The organism is Pseudomonas sp. 11/12A, assembly GCF_000800055.1.
Classification (GTDB): Bacteria; Pseudomonadota; Gammaproteobacteria; order Pseudomonadales; family Pseudomonadaceae; genus Aquipseudomonas; species Aquipseudomonas mohnii.
This window is the reverse complement of sequence record NZ_JUGV01000001.1, coordinates 1,770,544-1,791,377: the sequence shown is the minus strand read 5'-3', so window position 1 is coordinate 1,791,377 and position 20,834 is coordinate 1,770,544. Positions and strand designations below refer to the sequence as shown.

15 protein-coding genes, 1 tRNA gene and 3 pseudogenes are annotated in these 20,834 nt (G+C 52.6%); 9 read left to right on the top strand and 10 right to left on the bottom strand.

Annotated features, from left to right (window positions below; translation table 11 throughout):
- Nucleotides 1-467 precede the first annotated feature (467 nt).
- Nucleotides 468-974 (bottom strand): hypothetical protein, encoded by a 507-nt coding sequence (locus GQ39_RS08400; RefSeq protein WP_047528812.1) that lies wholly within the window; start codon nucleotides 972-974, stop codon nucleotides 468-470.
- Between the two features lie 233 nt (nucleotides 975-1,207).
- On the opposite strand from GQ39_RS08400, the gene GQ39_RS08395 reads away from it, so the two are divergent.
- Both GQ39_RS08395 and GQ39_RS33750 read left to right on the top strand, forming a co-directional pair.
- Entirely contained in the window at nucleotides 1,208-1,759 is a 552-nt protein-coding gene (locus GQ39_RS08395) for a site-specific integrase (protein WP_081997873.1), read from the top strand.
- Between the two features lie 86 nt (nucleotides 1,760-1,845).
- Nucleotides 1,846-2,148, top strand: a pseudogene (locus GQ39_RS33750) (DUF7693 family protein); the annotation flags it as partial.
- 17 nt (nucleotides 2,149-2,165) lie between these two features.
- Here the strand turns inward: GQ39_RS33750 and GQ39_RS32310 are convergent.
- Nucleotides 2,166-2,789, bottom strand: a complete 624-nt coding sequence (locus GQ39_RS32310) for a hypothetical protein (RefSeq protein ID WP_047528811.1) — start codon at nucleotides 2,787-2,789, stop codon at nucleotides 2,166-2,168.
- Between the two features lie 34 nt (nucleotides 2,790-2,823).
- Nucleotides 2,824-3,399 carry a hypothetical protein gene (locus GQ39_RS08385; RefSeq protein WP_236693086.1) on the bottom strand — a complete coding sequence of 192 codons (576 nt, stop codon included), beginning with the start codon at nucleotides 3,397-3,399 and terminating at the stop codon, nucleotides 2,824-2,826.
- A gap of 339 nt (nucleotides 3,400-3,738) precedes the next feature.
- Between GQ39_RS08385 and GQ39_RS08380 the strand changes: the two genes are divergently transcribed.
- Nucleotides 3,739-4,287: a hypothetical protein gene (locus GQ39_RS08380; protein WP_047528808.1), complete on the top strand. Its 549-nt coding sequence runs from the start codon at nucleotides 3,739-3,741 to the stop codon at nucleotides 4,285-4,287.
- 1,515 nt (nucleotides 4,288-5,802) lie between these two features.
- Here the strand turns inward: GQ39_RS08380 and parS are convergent.
- On the bottom strand, nucleotides 5,803-6,252 hold the full coding sequence (gene parS, locus GQ39_RS31360) for a type II RES/Xre toxin-antitoxin system antitoxin (protein ID WP_047528803.1): 450 nt from the start codon (nucleotides 6,250-6,252) through the stop codon (nucleotides 5,803-5,805).
- A gap of 885 nt (nucleotides 6,253-7,137) precedes the next feature.
- Here parS and GQ39_RS08355 point away from each other — a divergent pair.
- On the top strand, nucleotides 7,138-7,740 hold the full coding sequence (locus tag GQ39_RS08355) for a DUF262 domain-containing protein (protein ID WP_047528799.1): 603 nt from the start codon (nucleotides 7,138-7,140) through the stop codon (nucleotides 7,738-7,740).
- 646 nt (nucleotides 7,741-8,386) lie between these two features.
- Here the strand turns inward: GQ39_RS08355 and GQ39_RS08350 are convergent.
- A complete protein-coding gene (locus GQ39_RS08350; RefSeq protein ID WP_047528797.1) occupies nucleotides 8,387-8,881 on the bottom strand; it encodes a hypothetical protein in 495 nt (164 codons plus the stop codon).
- Nucleotides 8,882-9,400: 519 nt separating this feature from the next.
- Here GQ39_RS08350 and GQ39_RS08345 point away from each other — a divergent pair.
- The 3 genes from GQ39_RS08345 to GQ39_RS08335 are packed head-to-tail and all read left to right on the top strand — an operon-like array spanning nucleotide 9,401 to nucleotide 15,001.
- Entirely contained in the window at nucleotides 9,401-11,356 is a 1,956-nt protein-coding gene (locus GQ39_RS08345) for an ABC-three component system protein (protein ID WP_047528795.1), read from the top strand.
- Nucleotides 11,357-11,366: 10 nt separating this feature from the next.
- Nucleotides 11,367-11,966, top strand: coding sequence for an ABC-three component system middle component 1 (locus tag GQ39_RS08340; protein ID WP_047528794.1), 600 nt, complete (start codon nucleotides 11,367-11,369; stop codon nucleotides 11,964-11,966).
- Nucleotides 11,963-15,001 (top strand): AAA family ATPase, encoded by a 3,039-nt coding sequence (locus GQ39_RS08335; RefSeq protein WP_047528791.1) that lies wholly within the window; start codon nucleotides 11,963-11,965, stop codon nucleotides 14,999-15,001. The genes GQ39_RS08340 and GQ39_RS08335 overlap by 4 nt, the downstream gene beginning before the upstream one ends.
- A 66-nt stretch (nucleotides 15,002-15,067) precedes the next feature.
- Here the strand turns inward: GQ39_RS08335 and GQ39_RS08330 are convergent, their stop codons facing one another.
- On the bottom strand, nucleotides 15,068-15,295 hold the full coding sequence (locus GQ39_RS08330; RefSeq protein ID WP_052193509.1) for a hypothetical protein: 228 nt from the start codon (nucleotides 15,293-15,295) through the stop codon (nucleotides 15,068-15,070).
- A 79-nt stretch (nucleotides 15,296-15,374) separates the two neighbouring features.
- Between GQ39_RS08330 and GQ39_RS31355 the strand changes: the two genes are divergently transcribed.
- Both GQ39_RS31355 and GQ39_RS08320 read left to right on the top strand, forming a co-directional pair.
- The gene (locus tag GQ39_RS31355; RefSeq protein WP_081998010.1) at nucleotides 15,375-15,872 is read left to right on the top strand and encodes a histidine phosphatase family protein; all 498 of its coding nucleotides are present in this window, start codon (nucleotides 15,375-15,377) and stop codon (nucleotides 15,870-15,872) included.
- A gap of 581 nt (nucleotides 15,873-16,453) precedes the next feature.
- Nucleotides 16,454-16,529: transfer RNA gene (locus GQ39_RS08320), tRNA-Phe, on the top strand.
- A gap of 195 nt (nucleotides 16,530-16,724) precedes the next feature.
- On the opposite strand, the pseudogene GQ39_RS33235 reads toward GQ39_RS08320, so the two are convergent.
- The 4 genes and pseudogenes from GQ39_RS33235 to GQ39_RS08305 form a co-directional block, all read right to left on the bottom strand.
- Nucleotides 16,725-16,952 (bottom strand): annotated as a pseudogene (locus GQ39_RS33235) (hypothetical protein); the annotation flags it as partial.
- A 1,020-nt stretch (nucleotides 16,953-17,972) separates the two neighbouring features.
- Nucleotides 17,973-18,677, bottom strand: a complete 705-nt coding sequence (locus tag GQ39_RS33745) for a methyl-accepting chemotaxis protein (RefSeq protein WP_442961745.1) — start codon at nucleotides 18,675-18,677, stop codon at nucleotides 17,973-17,975.
- A gap of 390 nt (nucleotides 18,678-19,067) precedes the next feature.
- Nucleotides 19,068-19,592 (bottom strand): annotated as a pseudogene (locus GQ39_RS33740) (MCP four helix bundle domain-containing protein); the annotation flags it as partial.
- Nucleotides 19,593-19,686: 94 nt separating this feature from the next.
- On the bottom strand, nucleotides 19,687-20,127 hold the full coding sequence (locus tag GQ39_RS08305; RefSeq protein ID WP_047528784.1) for a CBS domain-containing protein: 441 nt from the start codon (nucleotides 20,125-20,127) through the stop codon (nucleotides 19,687-19,689).
- Nucleotides 20,128-20,834: the final 707 nt, after the last annotated feature.

The window sequence follows — 20,834 nt, the reverse complement described above, 5'->3', positions numbered from 1 at the left end:
CGAGCCTCGGCGGTACCCGCCCGTCTTGCCCCTGACGGGCTTCCAACCTCGCGCCTTCGGCCTTCGCCTGCGCGCTCCGCTTGCTCTAAAGCCACTATCATGAGCACATTGCTAGTCAAATGGCGAGAGTTTACGTCAGCGTATTTCACTCGACGAGCCGGATGAGCGTGTCTAGAGCAAAAGGAAAAATAAATCTGGCGCTGGAAGCCAGAAAACAATTTCACCTGATCACTTAGGAAAAAGGCCGTCGTTTTCGTTCTGTGGGAAATGCGATTGGTCGCGTTGTAGGGCACTCAAGTGATCAGGGATGTGTACGCCACCTTGATCACCTATGGTTTATTACTCCCCGCTCGTGCTTACCTTTGCCTGCGTGGCTTTGATGGCTTTGGCTGCTACTTGCCCTCCCCCCCTTGGTAAGGTCGATGCCGGTTACCTTTATGTCCTCAGCGTTAGGGTATACCAGTCCATCAAGGTAGGCCCGACTCGTCACTGTCATCGTTCTCAGAAATCTGCCAGTTACCCGTTAAGGGAATGACTGCACTCTGTTGGTACCTCCCGAATGGCGATTTTGTGTCGCGAGGAGGAAGCTGGAATGAATGTTTCCGTTCCAGCAACTCTGGAAAGCGCTTAAAGACCGTTAGGTGGTGCAAGGGGATGGTTTGAATGTAGGCTAAGAGATTGCCGAGGTTGATGCTGACGCTAGGGTTTCCGGGAGCTAGAAACTCATCGCTCAGTACATGCGAAAGATTCCACTCGATCGAATCGATATCAATGCCAGGTCGGGTATCAGTCCAGGACAATGCTAGCTGTTTGACGTGGTGGTAGCTGCGGTAGCCAAGACCTTTAGCGAGTAGTTCCAGTGCTTGGGTATGCATGATCGGTTTTAAGCCAGGCCAGGTTTTGAAGAGGAAGCGAGCGGCTTTCTTCATACCTGCATGGCGTTCAAGATCAGCGGGAAAAATGGGAAGGATCATCGCAAGCTCCGGTCGTTAGCGGTGTCGGCTGCCCGCGAAATGACGACTGTCGATTGCGTGAAAAATGGGGGGTGTAACACCTGTGACTAGGTCTTTGCGTGCCGACCGCGGGATCCAGGTAATCGCCTAGTTGGCATGCTACTGTTGCAAGGCACTTGGGTCAATACGAGGAGCGAATGTCGCTGTAATCAAGTGAGTAAGCCACCGCCAATGGTGTTAGGTTCCGGAGCGTGATGAAGCATCGACGCGACATCGCCCTGGTGCTGATCGGATTCTTGCGAGGGTTTCGTGGAGATGAGCTAGCGCGACTTCATATCGAACATACTCAGGCGGAGGTTGGTGCTGGCATCACCTTCTATCTGCCTTACACGAAAGGTGATCGACAGCACCAAGGGACAACATTCCACACTCCTGCCCTCATAAAGCCTTGTCCTGTGCAGGCTTACATCAACTGGATCACCGTTGCCGGCATTGCTCATGGCCCCGTCTTTAGGAAAATCGATCGCTGGGGCAACCTTGCTGACGGCGGCATCAACTCCAACAGCCTGATCCCAATGCTGCGTCGCATATTTACGCAGGCAGGTGTGCCATCGGACATCTACAGTAGCCACTCAATGCGGCGCGGGTTTGCCACTTGGGCCTCTGCCAACGGTTGGGATATCAAGTCGCTGATGAGCTATGTCGGCTGGAAGGACATCAAGTCAGCGCTGAGGTACGTTGATGCGGGCTCTTCTTTTGGCGGCCTTGCGTTGAAGCCATCAGCGCCCCAAGTGGAAATCCTCTAAAGTCTTCTTGCAGGGTTGGTCTGGCACAGAGCGCCTAAGCCAGACGCCGCAGTGTTCAATCGTCACAGTCTTCAGGTTATCCCGCTATGGATACAAGAATGCTCACCGCGCAAGAGGTTTGCCAGGTACTACGCGATGTTTCTGCAGGTTCACGCTCAATGCGCCGAATCACTGAGCAAACCTGGAACGAACTCTTCTGTGGCCTGATGTCCGTCGAAGTGGATGGTTGGCTGATCAGTTTTTTCAATGATTGCGGTGAGCTAGACTACTGCGATAGCTGCTGTAGTCCTGACGACCGAAAGTACGACTTCACTTCAACGGATATCAAAGCACTTGATCCCGTAGCGCTTCTTAGCCCAGAAGAACATCGTACGCTCGAGGAACTGCTCGGCGGAATCTGGGGGGATCAGCTACCGCTTCTCCATGTGTACTGCCCCAAGCAATTGGCTGCAAGCGACAAATGAAACCAGAGCCATAGTGCCTGCTCCTCAGTAAATTCCATCTTGAAAATACCGAATCTCATCTCGAGCCGTGCCCCTGTTTTAGTTCCGACAGCCATATCGTATATGGCACCCTCGTCGAGATTAATTTCAATCATGGGGGCGGGATCTGCAAACGCACCAGAAGCAACGTATAGATAGTCCATTTGAGACAACGGCCTCAATGAATTCTTCTTCGCCTTTTTTAAGTCTGAATGCGAGCACTTCCATGGTACAAATTTATCAAATACTTCTTCGTATTCATTTGGAGCTACAGCATCAAAAGTTGAGCAACCAGCCAGCCTGGTTTCCCTCATAACCGAAAGCGCTTCAAAAATGCTCCTGGCGACTTCTGTGGCTTGATTTGCAGTATAAACATGAGCAAATTCGTCAAAGGTTATCTTAATGATTTCGCCATCCATCCTGGCTATTGATGCCTCGTAAAATACATTTGTGTATTCCACCCGATGAAAGTCTTCACATACTTCATACGCTGGCCTAATAGTGCTTGTATCCACATGTCCCCCAACGTTGATCGAATTTGTGCTCATCGCTTGAGTAGCTCCACGCGAAATCCTGCAGGATTCAACCCGCCCGCGGCCGGCAGCTTGCACTCATTGTCTCTAAATGATCCAGTGGCTCAAGCCCCATCGCCTCCATCAGCGCGTTGGCAAGCCACACCGCGTCAAGCATGCTGAAGGAATAGCACATGAAGTCAAAAACAAGCTCTACTCCCCCTTCTTCAATTGTGTAAACGCTTACCTTATCAGCTTTTTCATTCTCTTCTGTCGCAAGCTCAACGACGTAGACTTCATCTTCAGTCTCGTGACAGTTGAACTTGCCGTCGGCGTAGTAACTCCATTCTCCAGAAATTCTTTTCCGATATCTCCTTTCAAGAATACTGTCGCGACCAGCTGGCGTTGGTACAAACCCTGCGAGATTTCCCACGGTTATGAGCACAGCATCGTAAAGACAGTGCGCGATATCTTCAGCCACTGCGTCAGCAAATTTAAAAGGCATGATGTCTAGGTTTAGGCTTACGTAATTATCCTCCTGCCTGGCAACCTGACACGAATACATCTCGTCATCCTCGCGGCCTCGCCAACATACAAATTTGCGCTCTGCAAAAAACGGTTTTTGTTTCATCTCGGTTTTGCTCACAAGTTTCACCATCATCTTATTGTTAAAAATAACAACGGACGATCTGATGAAAACCTTTAGCGAAAAAATAAAATATTTTTTGAGGGGCGCTATAACCTAAGAATCTGAGCTAGAAAAACGCGAGGATTGAGCGTTTAAAAGTGAGGCCATGCCCCGAAGTCTCAGAAAAGGTCTGGGTCTTAGCCGGGCCTGTTAGGCCCGAACGAACGACAATCGACCAGGGCATGGTCGGTAGGTCAGACAAGCCAGGTGACGCCCTCATAGTGAACACATCGCCTAATCATTGCGGAAAACATTCTGAACTAGACTCCCTGCAACGCAGAGAGGGGTACGAGCAACATGAACAATTCCCGCCAGGTTACTCCCGAAAATAAAGAGAGCTTCCTACAGGAGTTTCTCAACAACATCGCATGGCCAGCGATGGCGGGAAACGTCGCTTGGTCATTCTTTTCGGTCGCGATCGATCCTGGCTGCGAAGGGAACACTTTTCCAAGACTTGCGACGCTGCTTGCCCTGGCGTTTTACCTTTCAGCGGAGTGGTACCGAACCAAAAAGGGTGGCGCAACCTCCCTTGGTCTTTGTTTTGATCTTTTCCTGGTCATTTGCATCGTTTGGTTTGCGATTGCCATTCAAGCGAATAAGGGTGCTCCCGGGTTTGCGTTGGTGCTGATACTCACTGCGGTCGGGATAGGTCACTTATGCAGTGTTTGGCCTCCTATCGGAGAGGGCAAAGGGAATATTGAATTCGGGAGGGTCAACATTCTCATCGCAGTAGTTCTTTCCATTGCCCTGCAGGTGAGCAGTTCTTGGCAGTCTTGGATCATTTTTTTCGCCATGAGCACAGTGCTTGTAGCTTGGTGGATACTTCGCCACGGCAAGACCAAATAATCACGGGCGACTAAAAAGCCTAGGACATTTCTCTGCCCATCATCGATTATGCTTTCCATAAATCTGGGCACTCAGAGAAAGACATGAATAGGCTTGGGCAGTGCATGGCGTGGTTTTGGCGGGACAAGAGGTCTCAATCTGAGCAGTCGCGTGAACGGGCGTTTATCAAGTCAGTCAACGGATTGAAGACTCTACAGGTCACGCCTGAGGGCGGCATGTCGATAGATCCCCAGGAGATACGCGAGCGCGTAATCGCGAGTCGTCATGCGCTTAAGCATTTTGTGAGAAAACCGTAGGCATCACCTCCCCTTACCTTTCGCCACTGGCTGTCTTGGCAACGTCTCAAAAGGAAACTCTCTGCTACGCTGGATTTCGGCGCCATCAACGCTGAGATCGCCTAGGGGCATGTGCGTTCGTGGTTGAGCCAATTCAACAATGCTCAGGTTTCATACAAGGACGACAGCATGACTGACAGACGACCCTTGAATCCGAATGTAACTGTTCCGAAGCCAGGCGGTGGTGTCCAGCCTCGCTCGCGAAATCAAGACGGCCAGGTTCGTGATAAGCGTGATGACGCTGGAAAGCCCAGAAAGAAATAATCGATCGATGCTGAATGGCAGGTTGCTCGCATTTTGGGGCAACCTGCTCTGCCATCCGACTAGAGATTTTTATGCTGCTTGAGGTGAGCACCACCGGGGTTATAGCCCGGCTGGGTTATCTAGCGTTGCGCTTAGACTTTCGACGAGGCTTATAGCTTATGAGATGGTTAAATAGCGCTCTCTCCTCGGGAGTTTGACCTACCACGTGGGCATTGGCCCTAGGGCGCCACTCGATCATCTTGTCCCAGATTCTCCAAGACCTGCTCTCCAGTGAATACGCACAGTCGCTCAGACCGCGACAAAGCTGAAGTGCCTGTTCGGCTGTTAGTAGGTATTTGTCATTGCCCTTGCCAAAATGGATTCCTCCGTCATGTAGCGCGCGGATACACAGCACGTTTGCGGGATAATCGGGGTCTTCACCAGCGCCTTCGAACAACCAGCACATCCCGAAATAACGAAACGTCGCATTGGCATGATAAAGCGTGTCGTCCGGAAACCTGAGAGCTGCCCGGTCTCCGTTGTGAGAAGCCACATTCAAATGACATCCACCGTCCCATGGCATGTTGGTTATTTCTAGGTCAGTGCGCAGTATGGACATCAGCAGCCCCTGCGCGATTGCGTCGGCTTGTCGGGCACTTATTTGATGATGGGAATCCCCAAGTGTCATAACTACAGAGCGTCCATCTTCCGTCCTAGCAGACACCGAGCTTACGGCTTCGTGTGAAAAGTCAGCGCTCTGTGGGACATAAAATGATCGAGTTTTTTTGCTTGAAACTGGGCTCATCGCCAACACTCCGCATGGTTTCTATACCTAACGGTTTTTTGACGAAAAAACTTTAGCTATCGAGGCATATTATTTTGTTCTCAGTAAGACCGTTGACCATAATGGTGCTGAAGTCACTGGCCATCGCTTTACTTATGCGATTACTCCTTGCTCTAGGCGGCCGATTAGGTCGAGCACTGCTTGCGTTTCTAGCCTAGTGCGCAGCATGTTCAGAGGAGCGTTTTTGCCTAGCCCGCGCGCCGGTGAAATCATCCAGTCTCGCGCCGTCGAAACATCGCCTTCGAACAGCTCATAAGCTGCGTCTAAGACCGTAGTCAGCGAATACAAGCGATCGCTTTCAGCGCATGTGAATCGTCCAGCTTTTGCTCTCCGAACCAGCGTGGAGTGAGACATGCCGACGGCTTCGCTGAGCACCTTCATCTCGATCCCAGCGCTGATCGATAGCCTCTCGAGTAGAGAAAATGGCAGGCCATTACGGATGCAATCATGGAGCTTGGAACCACGACTAGGTAGTCCGAGGCTATCCCGTAAGCCCACAGTGGGAGGCGCGCCTGGTCGATACTCTTCAATGAAAGGCTGCATCAATTCACCTAGGTGCCATACGCGCCAGGAGGGACAGTAAACAGGCTCTGTCCATTCAAGCACTCTCTCGCGGAATACTCGTGAAAGGTATATGCCAGGACTTCCAGAATCCTTAGAGCGACATCCGCGGGATCGGTTTCAGTGATCAGCTTTCGCCCCACGCTATAGAACGGGCCGTCATCGGCCATGTGCAAGAAATTATCTTCGCTATCGATCAACGCGATCATTCTGAAATCAGCGTGATGACCGAATGCGCGACATGGTATCCCTGCTTGCTCACAGAGGTCTTTCACCGAGAATGCGTCATCTCTTGTGAAGGGCTGTGGCATTCCCCATTTGTGAGCGTCAGCGGCTAATTTCATTACCAGTGGTGACCGCATTTTCAGGGTCTCTGAGATAGGGATTGCGTGCCCCTATGGGGGCGGCTGTCGTAAGCCACGCCTGGCGCAAGCGCTAGTCGTGGCCCGGTGGGCTTCCATCCTCACGCCTACGGCCGTTGGCCTGCGCGCTCCGCTTGCATCCATCACGAAACCAATGACTGAGCGAAAAAGCCCGGATATTTTCATGGTCTTCGCGACTCCCCTTTTCCACAGATGCTACCACTGCCCAATGCAGCGAGATTGGATGGACGTCCCTCTATCTAAACAAAATTCGGGAACCCGTTAATGTCCCCAAATTGGGACATTAAGTGGCAAAAGCGAGGTTAATGTCCCTTTAAGGGGTCACTAAGGGTTGCCGTGCAGTCGCGACTTGTCTGCGCGGTCGCTGGGCCCGTCAGTATGCTGTGGCACAGCAAGCAGATCGACACCGTACGGAATGTCGGCTGCACGCTTACACGTGAACAGTCCGACTAGCCCCTAGCATTACCCTCCTCTAAGGAAATCCATGACCACCGTATTCCAGCGTTACACCGGCGACGAGATTTCAGACCACAGCATCCAGATGACTCAGCGAGTGCTGGAGACATCAACTCATCAGTTTCCGATTGATGTTCTCGCGCTGCGCTTTGAGCAGTACCTGGCAGACCCATCATCTGTTCACGAGAAATATCCATGGGCCGCGCGATTTGTTTTGGGTTTTCCTGTTTCTTCGTGGCAGCGTGGCCTTGCTTGGAATGCTGGGCAAAAGGCTCGATTCATCACTGCCGTGTGGTCAGGGGCCGGCTTGGGGAGCTATCTGACTAACGATTGGTGTGGTTCTGCTGGTGGGCACATGGCCATGGACGAGAATAGTGACATCCTCATCGATGGCCAGCAGCGGCTGTATAGTCTTGAACAATATTTTCTGGATCAACTAGCTATCCCTGATGCGCAGGGGATGCCTAGGGTCTGGTCTGAAATTGGTAATAGCGAGCGCAAGCGTTTTCTGTCTACGATCTTTGCGCATTCGAGTGTCAGTTCTGACGACGAGAAGGCGCTGCGTAAAACGTATGATCTTTACACCCAAGGTTTAGCGCCTCGCGCGCATGATCAGCGTGCAGCTCAATAGCTTTGGATATTTTTTGAGGCATGCCCTTAGGGGGCGGCTGTCGTGAACCAAGCCCGAGGGTCTTGGCCCGTTGGGCTTCCATCCTCATGCCCTTCGACCATCCTGGCCTGCGCGCTCCGCTTGCACGATTGCATTGCACTTAAATACCAAATTGCAGTGCTAGTGATCAGGCATTTGCGTTCGTAGAGGCCTTCCTTCGCTTCCGATTAACCTATGAACGCACGAAAGATGACCGGTACAGGCCGGCAAAAATGGACGCTAAAGGAGGCCCCTGTGCAGCAGCAACCTCATAGGCGTTGGAGTTGTAGCAAGTGGATAGCCAGGCTTCGTGGAGGCGCGCATTGACCCTGCGACCTGCCATTCTCCAATCTGCGTTCCACTTGCCGATGCTTTTCAGAAGTTTAGTTCGTGATGCCTACCACGTATGTCGCAGGCATTCGGGAAATGAAGTGAGACTGAGGGCATGAGCAGTCCCGTGACTTCAATCACGTGCCAAAACTCCATGTACGCCCGATAAGCCAAGGCTATCGGCGGCCATTCTGATCCTTATGATTGAGCGGTCGTTCCTCGGAGCGTCGGTGATACTCAGTGGTCGGTGGTGGCGGAGGTGTCTTATTTTCTTGGTTCTTTGGTTTCTGGTCGTTGCTCATACAAATAACTCCTTCCCGATGCTGATGACTGCCAACAGTGATAACGCCCAGGCGGCGTAGACCATTTCTTCGTAGGCGAAATCTAGAGGCTTGGATTTTTCGTCGATGGCCGACTTTAATTTTTCCAACGTATCTATGTAGCAGTTGTAGAGATGCTGCTGGTGAGCTGAGGTATCAACCGCTTTCATCCATTCCACTGTCTGGCGGCTTGATGGCAATGTAGGGCAGTCCCGAATCCTAAGAGCGCTCAGCGCGTGCCCCCAAGAGCATACGACGCAGATAGCTGCCGCGAAAAAGCACCCCAATGCTATGAAGTCCGGGGGGGTATTGAGAGTGAAGAGCACCCTACCCTTGGCGCTAACCAAGGCTGTCAGAGCGGCAATCACCACAGACACAGCGGTTAAAAACTTTACGCATTTGTTCTCGAAGTGGTCGAACCGAGCCTGCTCGTCCTTGTAGCGGTCTTTCAAGTAAGCAAGTGTTTCGTCCATGGATGTATCCGTCTGCCCTGCTTCGATTTGAAGGTCGGCGCCTTTGTAAATTACTGGTCAAGCGAAGCGCCTACGAGCCAAGCTCCGGGAAGTCCTGAGCTCAAATCACTATCGCAGTTTGCTGCGCAATCACCAGCAATGCACCACTTGGCTGAGAGAGTCGCATACGTGAGAAATGCATAAAGTGGCAAGGCATGGTCAAGCCGCACGTAAGGCAGCAGTTGAAGCAACCCGGGGTCAGTCTGCGTCGACCGCCAAGACAAAGCAACAGCAGGCTCTGCAGCGTGATGGTCAAAGGATTAAGGCCGAGACAGAGGCTGCAAAAATTTTCGCGGATATTAACCAGGTGATAGCTCGTCGCGTAAGGGATCAACAGAGGCTAGGCCAGACACCACGAAAACCACTGCAATACTCGGAAAATTATCAACTCTGCGTCCTTGTGCCCCATACAAATTGGTAGAATGTGGCTAACTGCTAGCGCCGCTGGCAAAGCAAAGATTGGCTGAAAGGGATGTCAGTATGATCAGAAGGTTCCGGCTAGAGCAAAAATCTCACTATGAGAAGCTGGTGATTGCTCAGCGGTTGTCGGAAATGCTGGAGAAGTTCCTCGACGGGCGTCGTGCCCCTCTCTCAATTGGTGCCGAAACGGGCGGCATTGAGGAATGGGATGACGTGGTGATCCAGCATGATGAGCGCTCTCAGGAGCATCTTCAGATCAAAAGGCAGACCACTAATTTCTGCACCAAAGATGCTAATAAGGCGAAATATCTAGCCAATTGCGCGAAAGGTAAGATTTCCCTGCAGCCGATCGATGCGCCAAACCCTCCCCCGTCAAATGCACCCCGGAAAGCTCCGAAACCTAAGGATCCTGACTCAGTCCTCGATACCGCTTTCGCCAGTCTGGCCAAACATGCTCAGAAGGGTACTTTCGAAGCCCTACCTGATCGGCTTTTCCAGTTAACGCTCGTAGGCGCAGAACTCAAAATCAAGGACGGACTAACGATCAATCACCTGGATGAGCTCTGCAAGATCTGCCGTCAAGACGGACTCGATCTTACTGAGCTTGCCAATCGAAAGGACGGGCCAACAGAGCGAGTATATAGCTGGCTGACGACTTGGTGTGGGTTTGAGAATTGGACTCAGATCTGCAACACACTGCGCCGAGTTACCATCGTCTGTGTTGGCAACGATGCAGCCTTGGAGCAACGCTGTCACGCGTCCTTAGGTCGCCATTTCACTGACCCCAAGCGGACGCTTGAGCGGCTCATTACCTACATCACAGGGCATACCTCTGACGTTTCGGCGTTGGGATGTCATGCGGTGATTCGAGAAGTCGAAGACGGCCTCCGTCCGGACATCGTGACGTGGGCTCAGTATTTGTTGAGCGATGAGGTAAAGCTCAGCGGCAAGGTATGGTCATTTGCAGGCACGCATGACCTAGGCGGTCTTGTACCAAGATCTGCAGCAGGCGTGGTCGAGCATATGTGGAGCAGTGAGCCCGGAAATCGAAAGCTCAGAATCTACGCACCTTACAAACCCCCAAGCGGTGCCAATCTCACTCTTCCATCAGCGATTCTGCGCATGGCGCTGCACCTGCCTTACGGCAGCCAAAGTCTGATGTTGGGCGAGGCAACGTGGCGCGCTAGTGCTGGACATGAGCTGGGCCTCACCTTCGGGTCTGCGGAGACCGATCTCAGCAATTTGCCGTGGAATGAAAATCCTGAGGGTCTTACGTGCGCGTTAGATAAGGAATTCAAAACGCTTCGCGCTGCTTGCGATGAAGCTGATGCGCTCGCAAATGCCATGGACGACTTGGTGTGGCAACGTTTGATTCAGGGGGTCGCAGATAAGCTCGCTTTCATTTCTGACTCAGATCTGGCGGACGCTATGGAGACGGTTTGGTTGGATTGGCTAGCCGCCTTCGTCAGTGCCCCCGACAGTCGTCGGAAGTTCCTGGAGCAATTGCTTTATCCCGAAACCGAGGGTAAGAACGCGAAGCACGCATTGCGCTTGGGCCCTCGCACCTTGGAGCTGCTGGTCACGGCTGTCGAAACTATGCTGCTGGTTGCCGTTGGAATGGGCGGCACGAACACTGGATGGAACTCATTCCCAGGTGCAGGCCCTGTGTTAAGTATCGCACTCCGGTATTGGTCTGGCCCTTCCGGGAAAACACCGCTTGTCCGCGAACTATCTGATGATCACCTGATGACGGTAGTCGGCCCATCGCCAGCCCCGGTCGTAATACTGTCAGGCGTCAGCGCCTCTCCCTCAGATTTAATGGATGCCGGCATGGCGGACGATGCTGAGGCATTCAACAGTATGGCCGTTGAGCGCCAACCTCTACTGGTCGTCACCCGGTCGGGCTTGTTCAAACATTTGCGTAACGGGACGCTAGCTTCCGTACGCCTGCACTTTTCAACACAGTGGCAAGAGCGGGTTGCTGCGCGCCAGTTAGCCATCCAGTCGTACGTGTAAGGAATCTGAAATGATAGGAATCACTGAGGTGGTCTCAGCTATTCGAGAGCGAGCAGATGGTCGCTATGAAGTTTCCCCGTCCGAAACGGTCGGCCTCGCGTCACCTTTAGCAGAGATCGAGTTTCAAACCATTCAGCTGAAGCGAGTGAACCGTGAAAGTGCGGGATGGAGAACGGTGTTGATCGCCGCCTTTCCTTTTGAGACCTTAAAGATTCAGGGGGCTTTCCGATGGGCTGCAGACGTGCGAGACATGCTTCCTGAGCCGCAAACAGCTGACCTCTATATGTTCCTGCTCATTGAAGATATCGCTTCCGAAGACGCAGCACGTCTAGAGGCAGATGACCGCTTTTGCAGAAAGGTCGTTGCAAGGGAACAAGAGGATGTCAGCTCATTTCTTGATCGAAGCTTCTTGGCAGCTCTTGCGCCCGCTGGCAGCTCGGACGGTATCACCGACCCTCTGTTAGCAGCCTTGGAATCGTTAAAAAAAGCCCAATCATGGGTTGAGCCGCATCTTCCTGAGTGGCATGGCTTGCTGCTTTCCGGGATGACGGGCGCTGATATTGCTGATGCGCTGAAACGTGCAGCGTACGGTGAAGAGGACTCCCAATGAAGCAGCTCAAGTCCCTCACTCTATCCAACATCCGCCGATTCGGCGTAGACACCACAATCGAATTTAGCCGTGGAGCGACCATCCTTCTGGCGCCCAACGGCACCGGTAAGACCGCAATCTTCGAAGCCTTGGAGCTTGGCCTTACCGGTAAGGTTTCTCGGCTGGGAGATAACCTCTTCCCAATTATTCGAGACACACAAACCACCGCTCGAGTAAGCCTCGATTTTGGTGATACACATGCCTCTGCTCACATCGGAGAGCTTGGTGAGGTTGAGCGGTCGGGTGATGTAAGCGCGGTATTCCCGGAAACCGATCCAGAAGACATTCCGTTCCTCCTAAGGCTCACCCACCTACTGGATCAACGGGAGCGAGACTGGCTCGTTCAAGCGGATGCGAAAGTAGCGGGCTCACACCTGGCCCGACTTCCAATAGGAAGGGACGGCTCACAGGTAACTAGCGCGCTTGGGGGCATTCGTCGGTCGCTCACAGAGCAACTGAACCAGGCGAAGGCTTCACTACAAGCACTGGAATTTGAATTCAGCGAATGGCAGAGCTTGAAGCATGATCGAGATCAGGCTGCTTCTCAGTCACAAGGTGCACTTCGAAGCAGGGAACACATAGGCGAATCCATTACAGATATCGCAAACCAGTCGCAAGCTCTAGAACAACTACCCGCTGGCTTACTCGTCCCACCGCTGGGTCAGGACGGGTTGGAAACTGTTCACAACGCGCTGGAGCAGTTGGTTCAAGCAAAGCTCGCACGACTCAAAGATCAGATTAAGGCGTTGGCTGAGGTAGATGGTCTGATTGGACGCTTCGTTTCCGAGCAAACTCGTATCGACCAACTGAATAATGAGCTTAAGTCTGGTACCGAAGAGCTATCGCGCAAGAAGCTGGATCGAAGCAATGCCACGGGCAGTCATGAGCAAGTTCAGCAAGAGCTTGTCAGTGCGGAACGTGAACGTGACTCCATTGTCCGGCAACTTGACCGGTATAGGAGTGAGGCCCAGGCCAAAGTGTTAGTTTCCGAACGTGGCCAAGTTTTAGAGAGTGCGGATAAAGCTCTCGTCGAGGCTGAGACTAAGGCTGCGGCATCGCGTACCGAAAATGAGGGCAATGAGCAGGTAAACCTTCAACACAGCCTTATTAATGAACAGCGTAAGGCGCTCTTACAGGTGGACGCTGATTTGCTCTCGGCGCAACAACTAGCTGGGCGCTGGGAAGAGCTGCTCAAGCTCAATTCAGAAGTTTCTGAGGCCATCATTGATAAGGAGGAAGAAGAGGGTCAACTACAGAAAAAACTGGAAACTGTTCAGTCGACACTATCTGTAGCTGAAGCTGAGGTATTGGCCGCCACAACTCGGCACGAATCCCTAACGTCGGCGGCTGACGCCATACGCGGCGCAGTCGCGACCATAGCGGCTCACCTCCCCCCTGATCGCATTGACTGCCCTCTGTGCGGTTTCGAACATGGTGCCGAAGCTCTTCAAAAGCGGGTGGCCAAGGCTTTGCAGTCTCTCGATCCAGAGGTTGTGCAAGCAGCAGAACGTTTGAAAACCTCTAGAAATCTGTTGGATGAGCGCAAAAAGGCCCTGATAACTGCCGAAGCAGAACTTACCGCGTGCGGAGGAATGCTTGTCGAGTTGGTTGCGCAGTTATCTGGTCTTGAGGTGGAACTTAACGACCTCAAGTCCAACACCCTGCTCGGCGGTGATACCTTATCTCTCGCTAGAGAGTCCATTCGCCGTCGAGGAGATGCAAATACTGTAGCGAAGGGGCAACTTGATGAAAAGCAGCGAAATCTCGCACCACCGATAGCCTTGGAGGCATTTGAACTGGCCAAGAACGCTTACGGTGCAGCAGTTCGTGCCGTGGATGCCGCCAGACAAACGCGCTCAGAGGCAACTATTAGACTTGAGCAAGCGACTGCGGCGCTGGCAGCCATTACCGCAGATGCTCCGCCAGCTCAGACTCTGGAAGAGTTGTCTTTGGCTGAAAAGCAGAATGCCGCGTTGGTCGCTGACTTGTCAGCCAAGTTGACGGCTGAGCAGTCTGCGTTGAGCAGACAACAGGTTCAGCTGACCGTACTGACGGATACCGTAGCCGCTCTTCAAACACAGCTAACCGAGGCCGAATCGCGCCTTGCCACTGTCCGGGCTTCCTGGCGCCAACTTTCATTCGAGGGTGATCCCATTGCTGAGGTTGCGAACAGTTACGAGACGCAATTGCAATACAAGGTCGGTGAGCTGACTCGACACACCGCGGTACTTCAGACAATCAAAATCGAGATTGATGCGTGGAGTAAATTGGAACAAGCGCGTGTCGCCCAAGGTATGTTGGATCGGCGGCGTGGGGAGCTCTCTGAAGTTGACTTTACCACTGATCTTCGTCAGAGAATTGAGGCGACACAGTCAAGCCTAGAACGCCTCTCTATGCTGTCCAAGGCAATGGAGACGCTTAGCCAATACCTTTCCAATGAAATCGCTAACGTTCAAAAGCACGTGCTAGCTGTTGTACCCCGTTGGCAGGCGCTCTTAAAACGGGTAGTTAGAGATCCACGGTTTACCGGAACGAACCTAGACTTTCGAACAGCTTACAGAAGTGAGCGCGCCGAGGTCTCAGTTCCAATGCACGGAGGCTCGGTGCATGTACCAGCCATAGCAAGCGAAGCCCAACTGACAGATTTGCAGCTGACTTTCCTACTGTCCATGGCGCTGGATCATCCATGGTCTTCCTGGCGGGGACTGCTTCTCGATGACCCCACCCAACACCATGACATGGTGCACGCAGCGGCGGTTTTTGATGTGCTTCGGGATTACATTGTCGATCATGGCTTCCAGGTCGTGATAGCCACCCATGATGCCCTTCAGGCTCGCTACTTCATGCGTAAGCTACAGAACGATGGGATTGAGGCACGCATCTGGTCGCTCGTACCTACGCCTGATGGAGTTACAGCGGTAGAGACGCAATGGCCAGTGAAAAGCCAGTTGTCGGTAGACGACTACTTACCTCCGGCGACTCGCAGTCCCGATTGATATCACCATTAATCGCCCCGTTCCGCTGACTTAGTCAGCGGATTAAAACTACAGGCCGTCAACAGATTAGAATTCGTCCTCGGAAAGATTATAGGTCGTCATGTTGCCGTTCTGAACTTTGTACAGGGTGAGCGTGAGGTCGCTGTACTGCGTGCCCTTGGTCGTCTTTTTCTCCTCAAGCGTGAATTGCTCAGACCGCGACAGGTAGCCGGCGACGAGATCTCTATAGCGCACATCATAGCTACCAGGCGTGACTGCTTTGATCGTGAAACGCCCGTGTGCGGGAATGAACACAAAGCGAGCTGGCTTGGCGTAGTTTCCGGTTAGAGATACGAGCTTTACAAAGACGTCTGAATTGTTTTGCTCATTGTCGATGGTGACAGTAGAAAGCCCGTTGGAATTGGTTGACGTGTCATACGAAGTGTGGCCGGTCGAAGAATTTACGTATTTGAGCCCAAACCGCTTCGTCAGCACGAATCAGGCCGAGCGAAAACCACATGCGGAAAGCTATTGGGTAAACGGAGATGCGGCAATGATTGATGGGCCTGGCGCTGAGTCGTTCGATCATCTGATCGGGCGCGTAGATGCAATGCTGGCCAAGCTTGCGGATCACGATGCTCATTACATCCTGGTCTTTAGCCATGGGCAATTCATCAGAGCTGCCGCTTGGCTGATCAAACATGGTAGCCACGCTCGTTCATACGAACTCATGCGTGAATTTCGAGCTCACGATGTGAGGGAGCCGTTCAGAAATTGCTCGAGTTATCAGCTTGTGTTTAGCGACGGAAGCTGGACAGTTGAATGCCAGATTGACTCTTCTGATCAAGAGAGATTTAGCGACACGTTCTGCACAAGCGAGTGTTCTCGGTGACACCGTTTCAGCCAAGCTTCGCTGTCTCGCCAGCAAGCCCGGAAGCTTCGGTGTAACGTAATTTTGTGCTTCGTAACAGTCGCAACGTTACACATAGAAAATTGCGTTACAAGCCAACAAACACGGGGTCAAGAGCTCAAAACCATCATCCAAATCCGACTGCGTAACTGGCTCAGGCATTTATTTCCGAACTGAGCTTGCCGGAGAGGATGTTCGGGCTGGACTCCCCTATCCTGCTGCCCTGCCATAGTGTTTAGCATGACCGGTGCAACCTTCCGCGACTACTAGGAGCTCACCGATTTACTGGCGACCGAATGGCGGCGGCAGCCACTCAGTCGACCTATCAGTTCAAGGACTGCTTCTGCCCCAACTCTCCTACCTGGTATCTCCAAGGAACACATCGAACCCAGTCCTTGCACGGGTGAATTCATACGTGCTCATGATCTGAGTCAGATAACCACCTCCAGATCACAGCTTTTGAGGTTTCCATACTGCGGACAATCGTAAGTATTTATATTCATTAGTTTTTTATGATTTCGCGCTTGACGCCTCGGTCGTAAAAAACGTTTAATTCCGCCGCGGCCCAGATAGCTCAGTCGGTAGAGCAGGGGATTGAAAATCCCCGTGTCGGCGGTTCGATTCCGTCTCTGGGCACCACTACTTCTAAACCCCTGACTCCTTATGGCTTCAGGGGTTTTCTATTTGTGGCCACCGCGAGCGACGATTCGAACAATACATTCGAACACCACCTCTCCTCTCTTCGCCCCCAAGCACCACCAGGTAATGGGAGGCGGGACGCCCGCATCCACGAGATCTTTTCGTGCATGCAGACAGTTATGGAGCGAGAACCGACTCGATCAAGCTTGCGTTAGGTATGGCTCGACGTACGTCTTCTATGGCGCCCTCAATTGCGTCGTGAGCAGAGGGTGCTTCACGGACAAACTCCAACGCCAGACGACCAGGTTGTCCGACTCCGACTAACGCATCATCGCAGCCTGCTTCAGCCAAGCGCTCCACAAGGGCACCCATATCGCGATCGTCAGATGCCAGTTGAAATTTAAGGGTGAAAGTAAACGCCATTTTCTAACACTCCGCGTCAGCAATTTGCTTGGACAGGTCAAAGCTAGGACATACATACATGAGCATTGAAGCAAAGATGCATCAGCTTCAAGCCATTCAACCCTGGTCGCGCGTGTAGCTGCTCTTCTGTGCGGATCAAGTCGAGCGCCGGAGCCTAGCAATGATCGCTCATGACATGACCGGGCTAGGAAATCGACGTGCTCTGTATCACGCAGTTGAAGCGCACGGAGGCTAGGTGTAACGCAATTTTGTGCGATGTAACACACCCAACGTTACAGTGAGAAAAGTACGTTACAAACCAATGGATATGGGGGTGAGAGCTCTAAAAAATGCCCTACGTTGGAACTCGTTTCGCTGCAAGTGGCAGCTGTTCCGATGCAGCCGTAACGTCACTTCGAACAAGACTAAATTTACCATCGTCGATAAGCCAGGTCGCGAAGTCTTCTTAGTTTCAATGAATGCAGGAAACCCTGCATGCGTTCTCCAAAGATTTTTGGTGGCTCAAAAAGCTAGCCGCGACTCACGTCGCGAACAAGCGATCTGCCCTTCCCTATCGACGAGCCCAGGTAGCTGTTCGCTGCTGCCTTCACTTTCTCGTACCAAAAAAAGTGCTAAGGCAGAAGCAGCAGAAACTCATCGAGTCGAGTGAATTAAATCTGTCGCTGCTAAGATCGGGTGAGCGTTCCAAAATCTCTGCTTTCTTTTGTTTTCAAATATAAGAACTCCGATTCCATTTTTGGAATTCAAGGGGGGTCGAGAAAATATTTTTTCGGATGGTCTCCGGGCACCGCTGAGCTTGCTAACTGACATTGACGTTGATGACACCCTTTTCTAGCTCGTGGCGCTGATTCCGTGACATTGCACGGAAGGCAAGCGAGTACCGATTCAACGTGCTGATATTGGTTGGTTTCGACTTACCTGATCCAAAAAAATACGACTACCTCTACCCCTCTGCGCTCTCGGAACGCCTGATGGATGCCCCACCAGTTTTTTGCTGGAAAGGGCCAGAAGATGCGAAGCTCAGACTCTAAATCGCGCCACAGTCTCATGCAGTGCTCCTGCCATCTGCGCCAGATCCAAACTTGCTGCCTGGGTTTGCTGGCCACCCACCAAGACCTGGGCGGACACATTACGAATCCCCACGAGGTTGCGATCTACCTCACGCGCCACCAAGGCCTGCTCCTCCGTGGCACTGGCGATCAACAGGTTGCGCTCATTGATCTGCGAGATTGAACAGGCGATTTCCTCCAGTGCAACGCCCGAGCGTTGTGCGACTTCCAGGGTCGACTGCACCAGGTGACTGCTGCTTTGCATGGCGTTAACAGCCTGCGTGGTATCGAGCCGAATATTACCTATCATCTTTTCGATCTCCTGAGTCGACAGCTGAGTGCGATGGGCCAGTGCTCGCACCTCATCGGCGACCACCGCAAATCCACGACCAGCATATCCGGCACGAGCTGCTTCAATAGCCGCGTTGAGGGCCAACAAATTGGTTTGGTCTGCGATGCTGCGAATCACATCAAGCACCGAGCTAATGTCTTGCACACCCTTGGCCAATTGTTGGATACGCTCTGAGGTATCGGTCATGCCGTCCGCCAGCGCGCCTATCGAGGACACTGTCTCTTGAACTTGCTCACGGCCGCGTTGCGCGGTTTGCTCGGACACCCGGGACGCCTCGCTTGTGCTGACTGCATTGCGTGCGACCTCGTCGACGGCCGCCGTCATCTGATTGACCGCTGCCGCAGCCTGCTCGATCTCCAGACCCTGCATCTGCAAGCTGCTGCTGGTCTGGCTACTGACCGCGCTCAGCTCCTCGGACGAACTGGCCACCCGTTCGACCGACGCCGCGATGTGTTTCACCATCGCATTCAAGCTTTGCTGCATCTGGTGCATGTTCATCATCACGCTATCGCCAGCACTAGCATTCACTGGCACTTGAATCGTCAGATCACCCTGCGCGATTTGACTCAAGACTCGCGCAGCATCAACGGGCTCGCCACCCAAAGGTCGGGTGACACTACGCGTCACGATGACCGCAGCGGCGATGACCGAGGCCAGGCAGAACACAAGCAACCCCAGCATGTTCAGACGCGCATCGTTGTACAGGGCCTGTGCCGATCTTTCACGATCGGCAAAGACCTGCCCTTGCAGCGCCATCAAGGAATCCAGGCTTTTATAAACCTGCTGTTCGGCGGGGACGACGTGCTGTTTCAACTGCGTCATCGCGCCATCAAAATTGCCTTGCCTGATCAACACCTGCACCTGGGTGAACGCAGAGACGTAAGCCCCGCGATTCTGTTTCAGGGCTGCATAGGCGGCCTTGCCATCCGGTGAATCTAACAATGACTCAAGCGTTTCTAGTGCTTGGCTGATGCGTTTTTTAGTGGAATCAATCGCCTGTTGAGCTTGCTGATTCTCCTTGTCGATCAGCAAATCCCTCGTGTTCCTGGCGTTGTCCCGGACACCTGTGGCAATGACCAGGATCGGGTCAATTTTCGGCCAGTCCTGTTTGACGATCACCATTGCCTGTTCCTTGAGCGTTGCCAGATCGTGCAGCGCGTAGAGCGCCAGGCCGATTAATACCAACGGCGCAATTGCAAATCCAATAGCAATACGTCGTGCCGTGTTTAACTTGGCCATATCAAATGCTCCATGATTAATACCTGCCCAACGGGCACCACATCTGAGAACTTCATGTACCCATGAGCCCTACATCCGCAGCACGCTCGGTCGCTCAATGCCCGCGAATATAGTGTTCCAGTTGTCGGATAAGGTCGGCTTGCTCGACGATGGCTTCTTTCACGAGATCACCAATCGACAGGAGGCCAATCAGTTGATCACCTTCCACCACCGGTAAATGGCGCAGATGACTGTCGGTCATGACCATCATGCAACGCTCGATACTGTGCTGACTGTCTGCCGTCACGACGGGAGCGCTCATGATGGCCCGGACTGGAGTACCGACCGAAGAGCGCCCCTTTAGAACGACCTTGCGCGCATAGTCGCGCTCACTGATAACGCCAATCACCTGCCCATCCTCTATCACGGGTAGAGCACCCACGTTCTTTTCAGCCATCATCTTCAGCGCTTCATACACCATCTGATCTGGCGCGATGCTATGTACCTGTTGGTTTTGCATGACCTTCAGTTTGAGTAATTGTGCGGCTGTTTTCATGAGTAGCTCCGAGGATAATTACGGATAAAAAACGCAAAAAAAAACGCCTGAAACCATTCGGTTCCAGGCGCCTTTGCCTGTTCTTTTGCAGTGTTAAAGCCAGAGATCCCTGTCTGAAGTACCAACCTTACTCATGGCCTGTTCGGCACATCGATCATCGTTGACCGAGGAGAATTCCAGAGGAATAAATGGTAGGTAAACCTGATATAGGTCTTGCAGCCTTTGTGCCAACCGGCAGAAAAGACACTTCTTCGTATGCGGAAGTCCAGGCTCCCGAGCTGTAGATTGTTATCACGACGACTGCGATTCAATCGAATTTCAGAGGCGTGAGCAGACATCCCAAGAAAGCGAATTGCCAAGGTCAGCAAATCGATAAGCTATGGATTGATGGAGGCGAAAGTTCATCGCGTCGCTCCCGTCTGGTGCACGTTGTTATGCACAGAGCCTTACAACAGTGCATACCTGTTTGACTCAATCGCTCGGCAGAAAAAACAAAGCCCCGGAGGTTCGCGGCTCCAGGGCTTCTATTTTCGCCTCCATCCCTTAATGGCTTGGCGAACGTGGCCGGGACATTACCAGCGTCGTTTTGATATTTCACTACGATTTTGGGTAAATGTGTTCGATCAGCGAAGCATCAGGGGAGAACGTTGAAACACGCACGCCCTTAACCGAATGCAGTAGGTTCTGGCTTGCGAGCGATCATCTGG

Excerpts from the sequence above, each read along its gene's own strand:
- GQ39_RS32310 (WP_047528811.1), bottom strand. The coding sequence starts at position 2,789 with ATGAGCACAAATTCGATCAACGTTGGGGGACATGTGGATACAAGCACT.
- GQ39_RS31355 (WP_081998010.1), top strand. The coding sequence starts at position 15,375 with ATGGTGACAGTAGAAAGCCCGTTGGAATTGGTTGACGTGTCATACGAA.
- GQ39_RS08340 (WP_047528794.1), top strand. The coding sequence starts at position 11,367 with ATGATAGGAATCACTGAGGTGGTCTCAGCTATTCGAGAGCGAGCAGAT.
- GQ39_RS08350 (WP_047528797.1), bottom strand. The coding sequence starts at position 8,881 with ATGGACGAAACACTTGCTTACTTGAAAGACCGCTACAAGGACGAGCAG.
- GQ39_RS08335 (WP_047528791.1), top strand. The coding sequence starts at position 11,963 with ATGAAGCAGCTCAAGTCCCTCACTCTATCCAACATCCGCCGATTCGGC.
- GQ39_RS08395 (WP_081997873.1), top strand. The coding sequence starts at position 1,208 with ATGAAGCATCGACGCGACATCGCCCTGGTGCTGATCGGATTCTTGCGA.
- GQ39_RS08400 (WP_047528812.1), bottom strand. The coding sequence starts at position 974 with ATGATCCTTCCCATTTTTCCCGCTGATCTTGAACGCCATGCAGGTATG.
- GQ39_RS08380 (WP_047528808.1), top strand. The coding sequence starts at position 3,739 with ATGAACAATTCCCGCCAGGTTACTCCCGAAAATAAAGAGAGCTTCCTA.
- GQ39_RS08305 (WP_047528784.1), bottom strand. The coding sequence starts at position 20,127 with ATGAAAACAGCCGCACAATTACTCAAACTGAAGGTCATGCAAAACCAA.
- GQ39_RS08355 (WP_047528799.1), top strand. The coding sequence starts at position 7,138 with ATGACCACCGTATTCCAGCGTTACACCGGCGACGAGATTTCAGACCAC.
- GQ39_RS33745 (WP_442961745.1), bottom strand. The coding sequence starts at position 18,677 with ATGACGGCGGCCGTCGACGAGGTCGCACGCAATGCAGTCAGCACAAGC.
- GQ39_RS08345 (WP_047528795.1), top strand. The coding sequence starts at position 9,401 with ATGATCAGAAGGTTCCGGCTAGAGCAAAAATCTCACTATGAGAAGCTG.
- parS (WP_047528803.1), bottom strand. The coding sequence starts at position 6,252 with ATGCAGCCTTTCATTGAAGAGTATCGACCAGGCGCGCCTCCCACTGTG.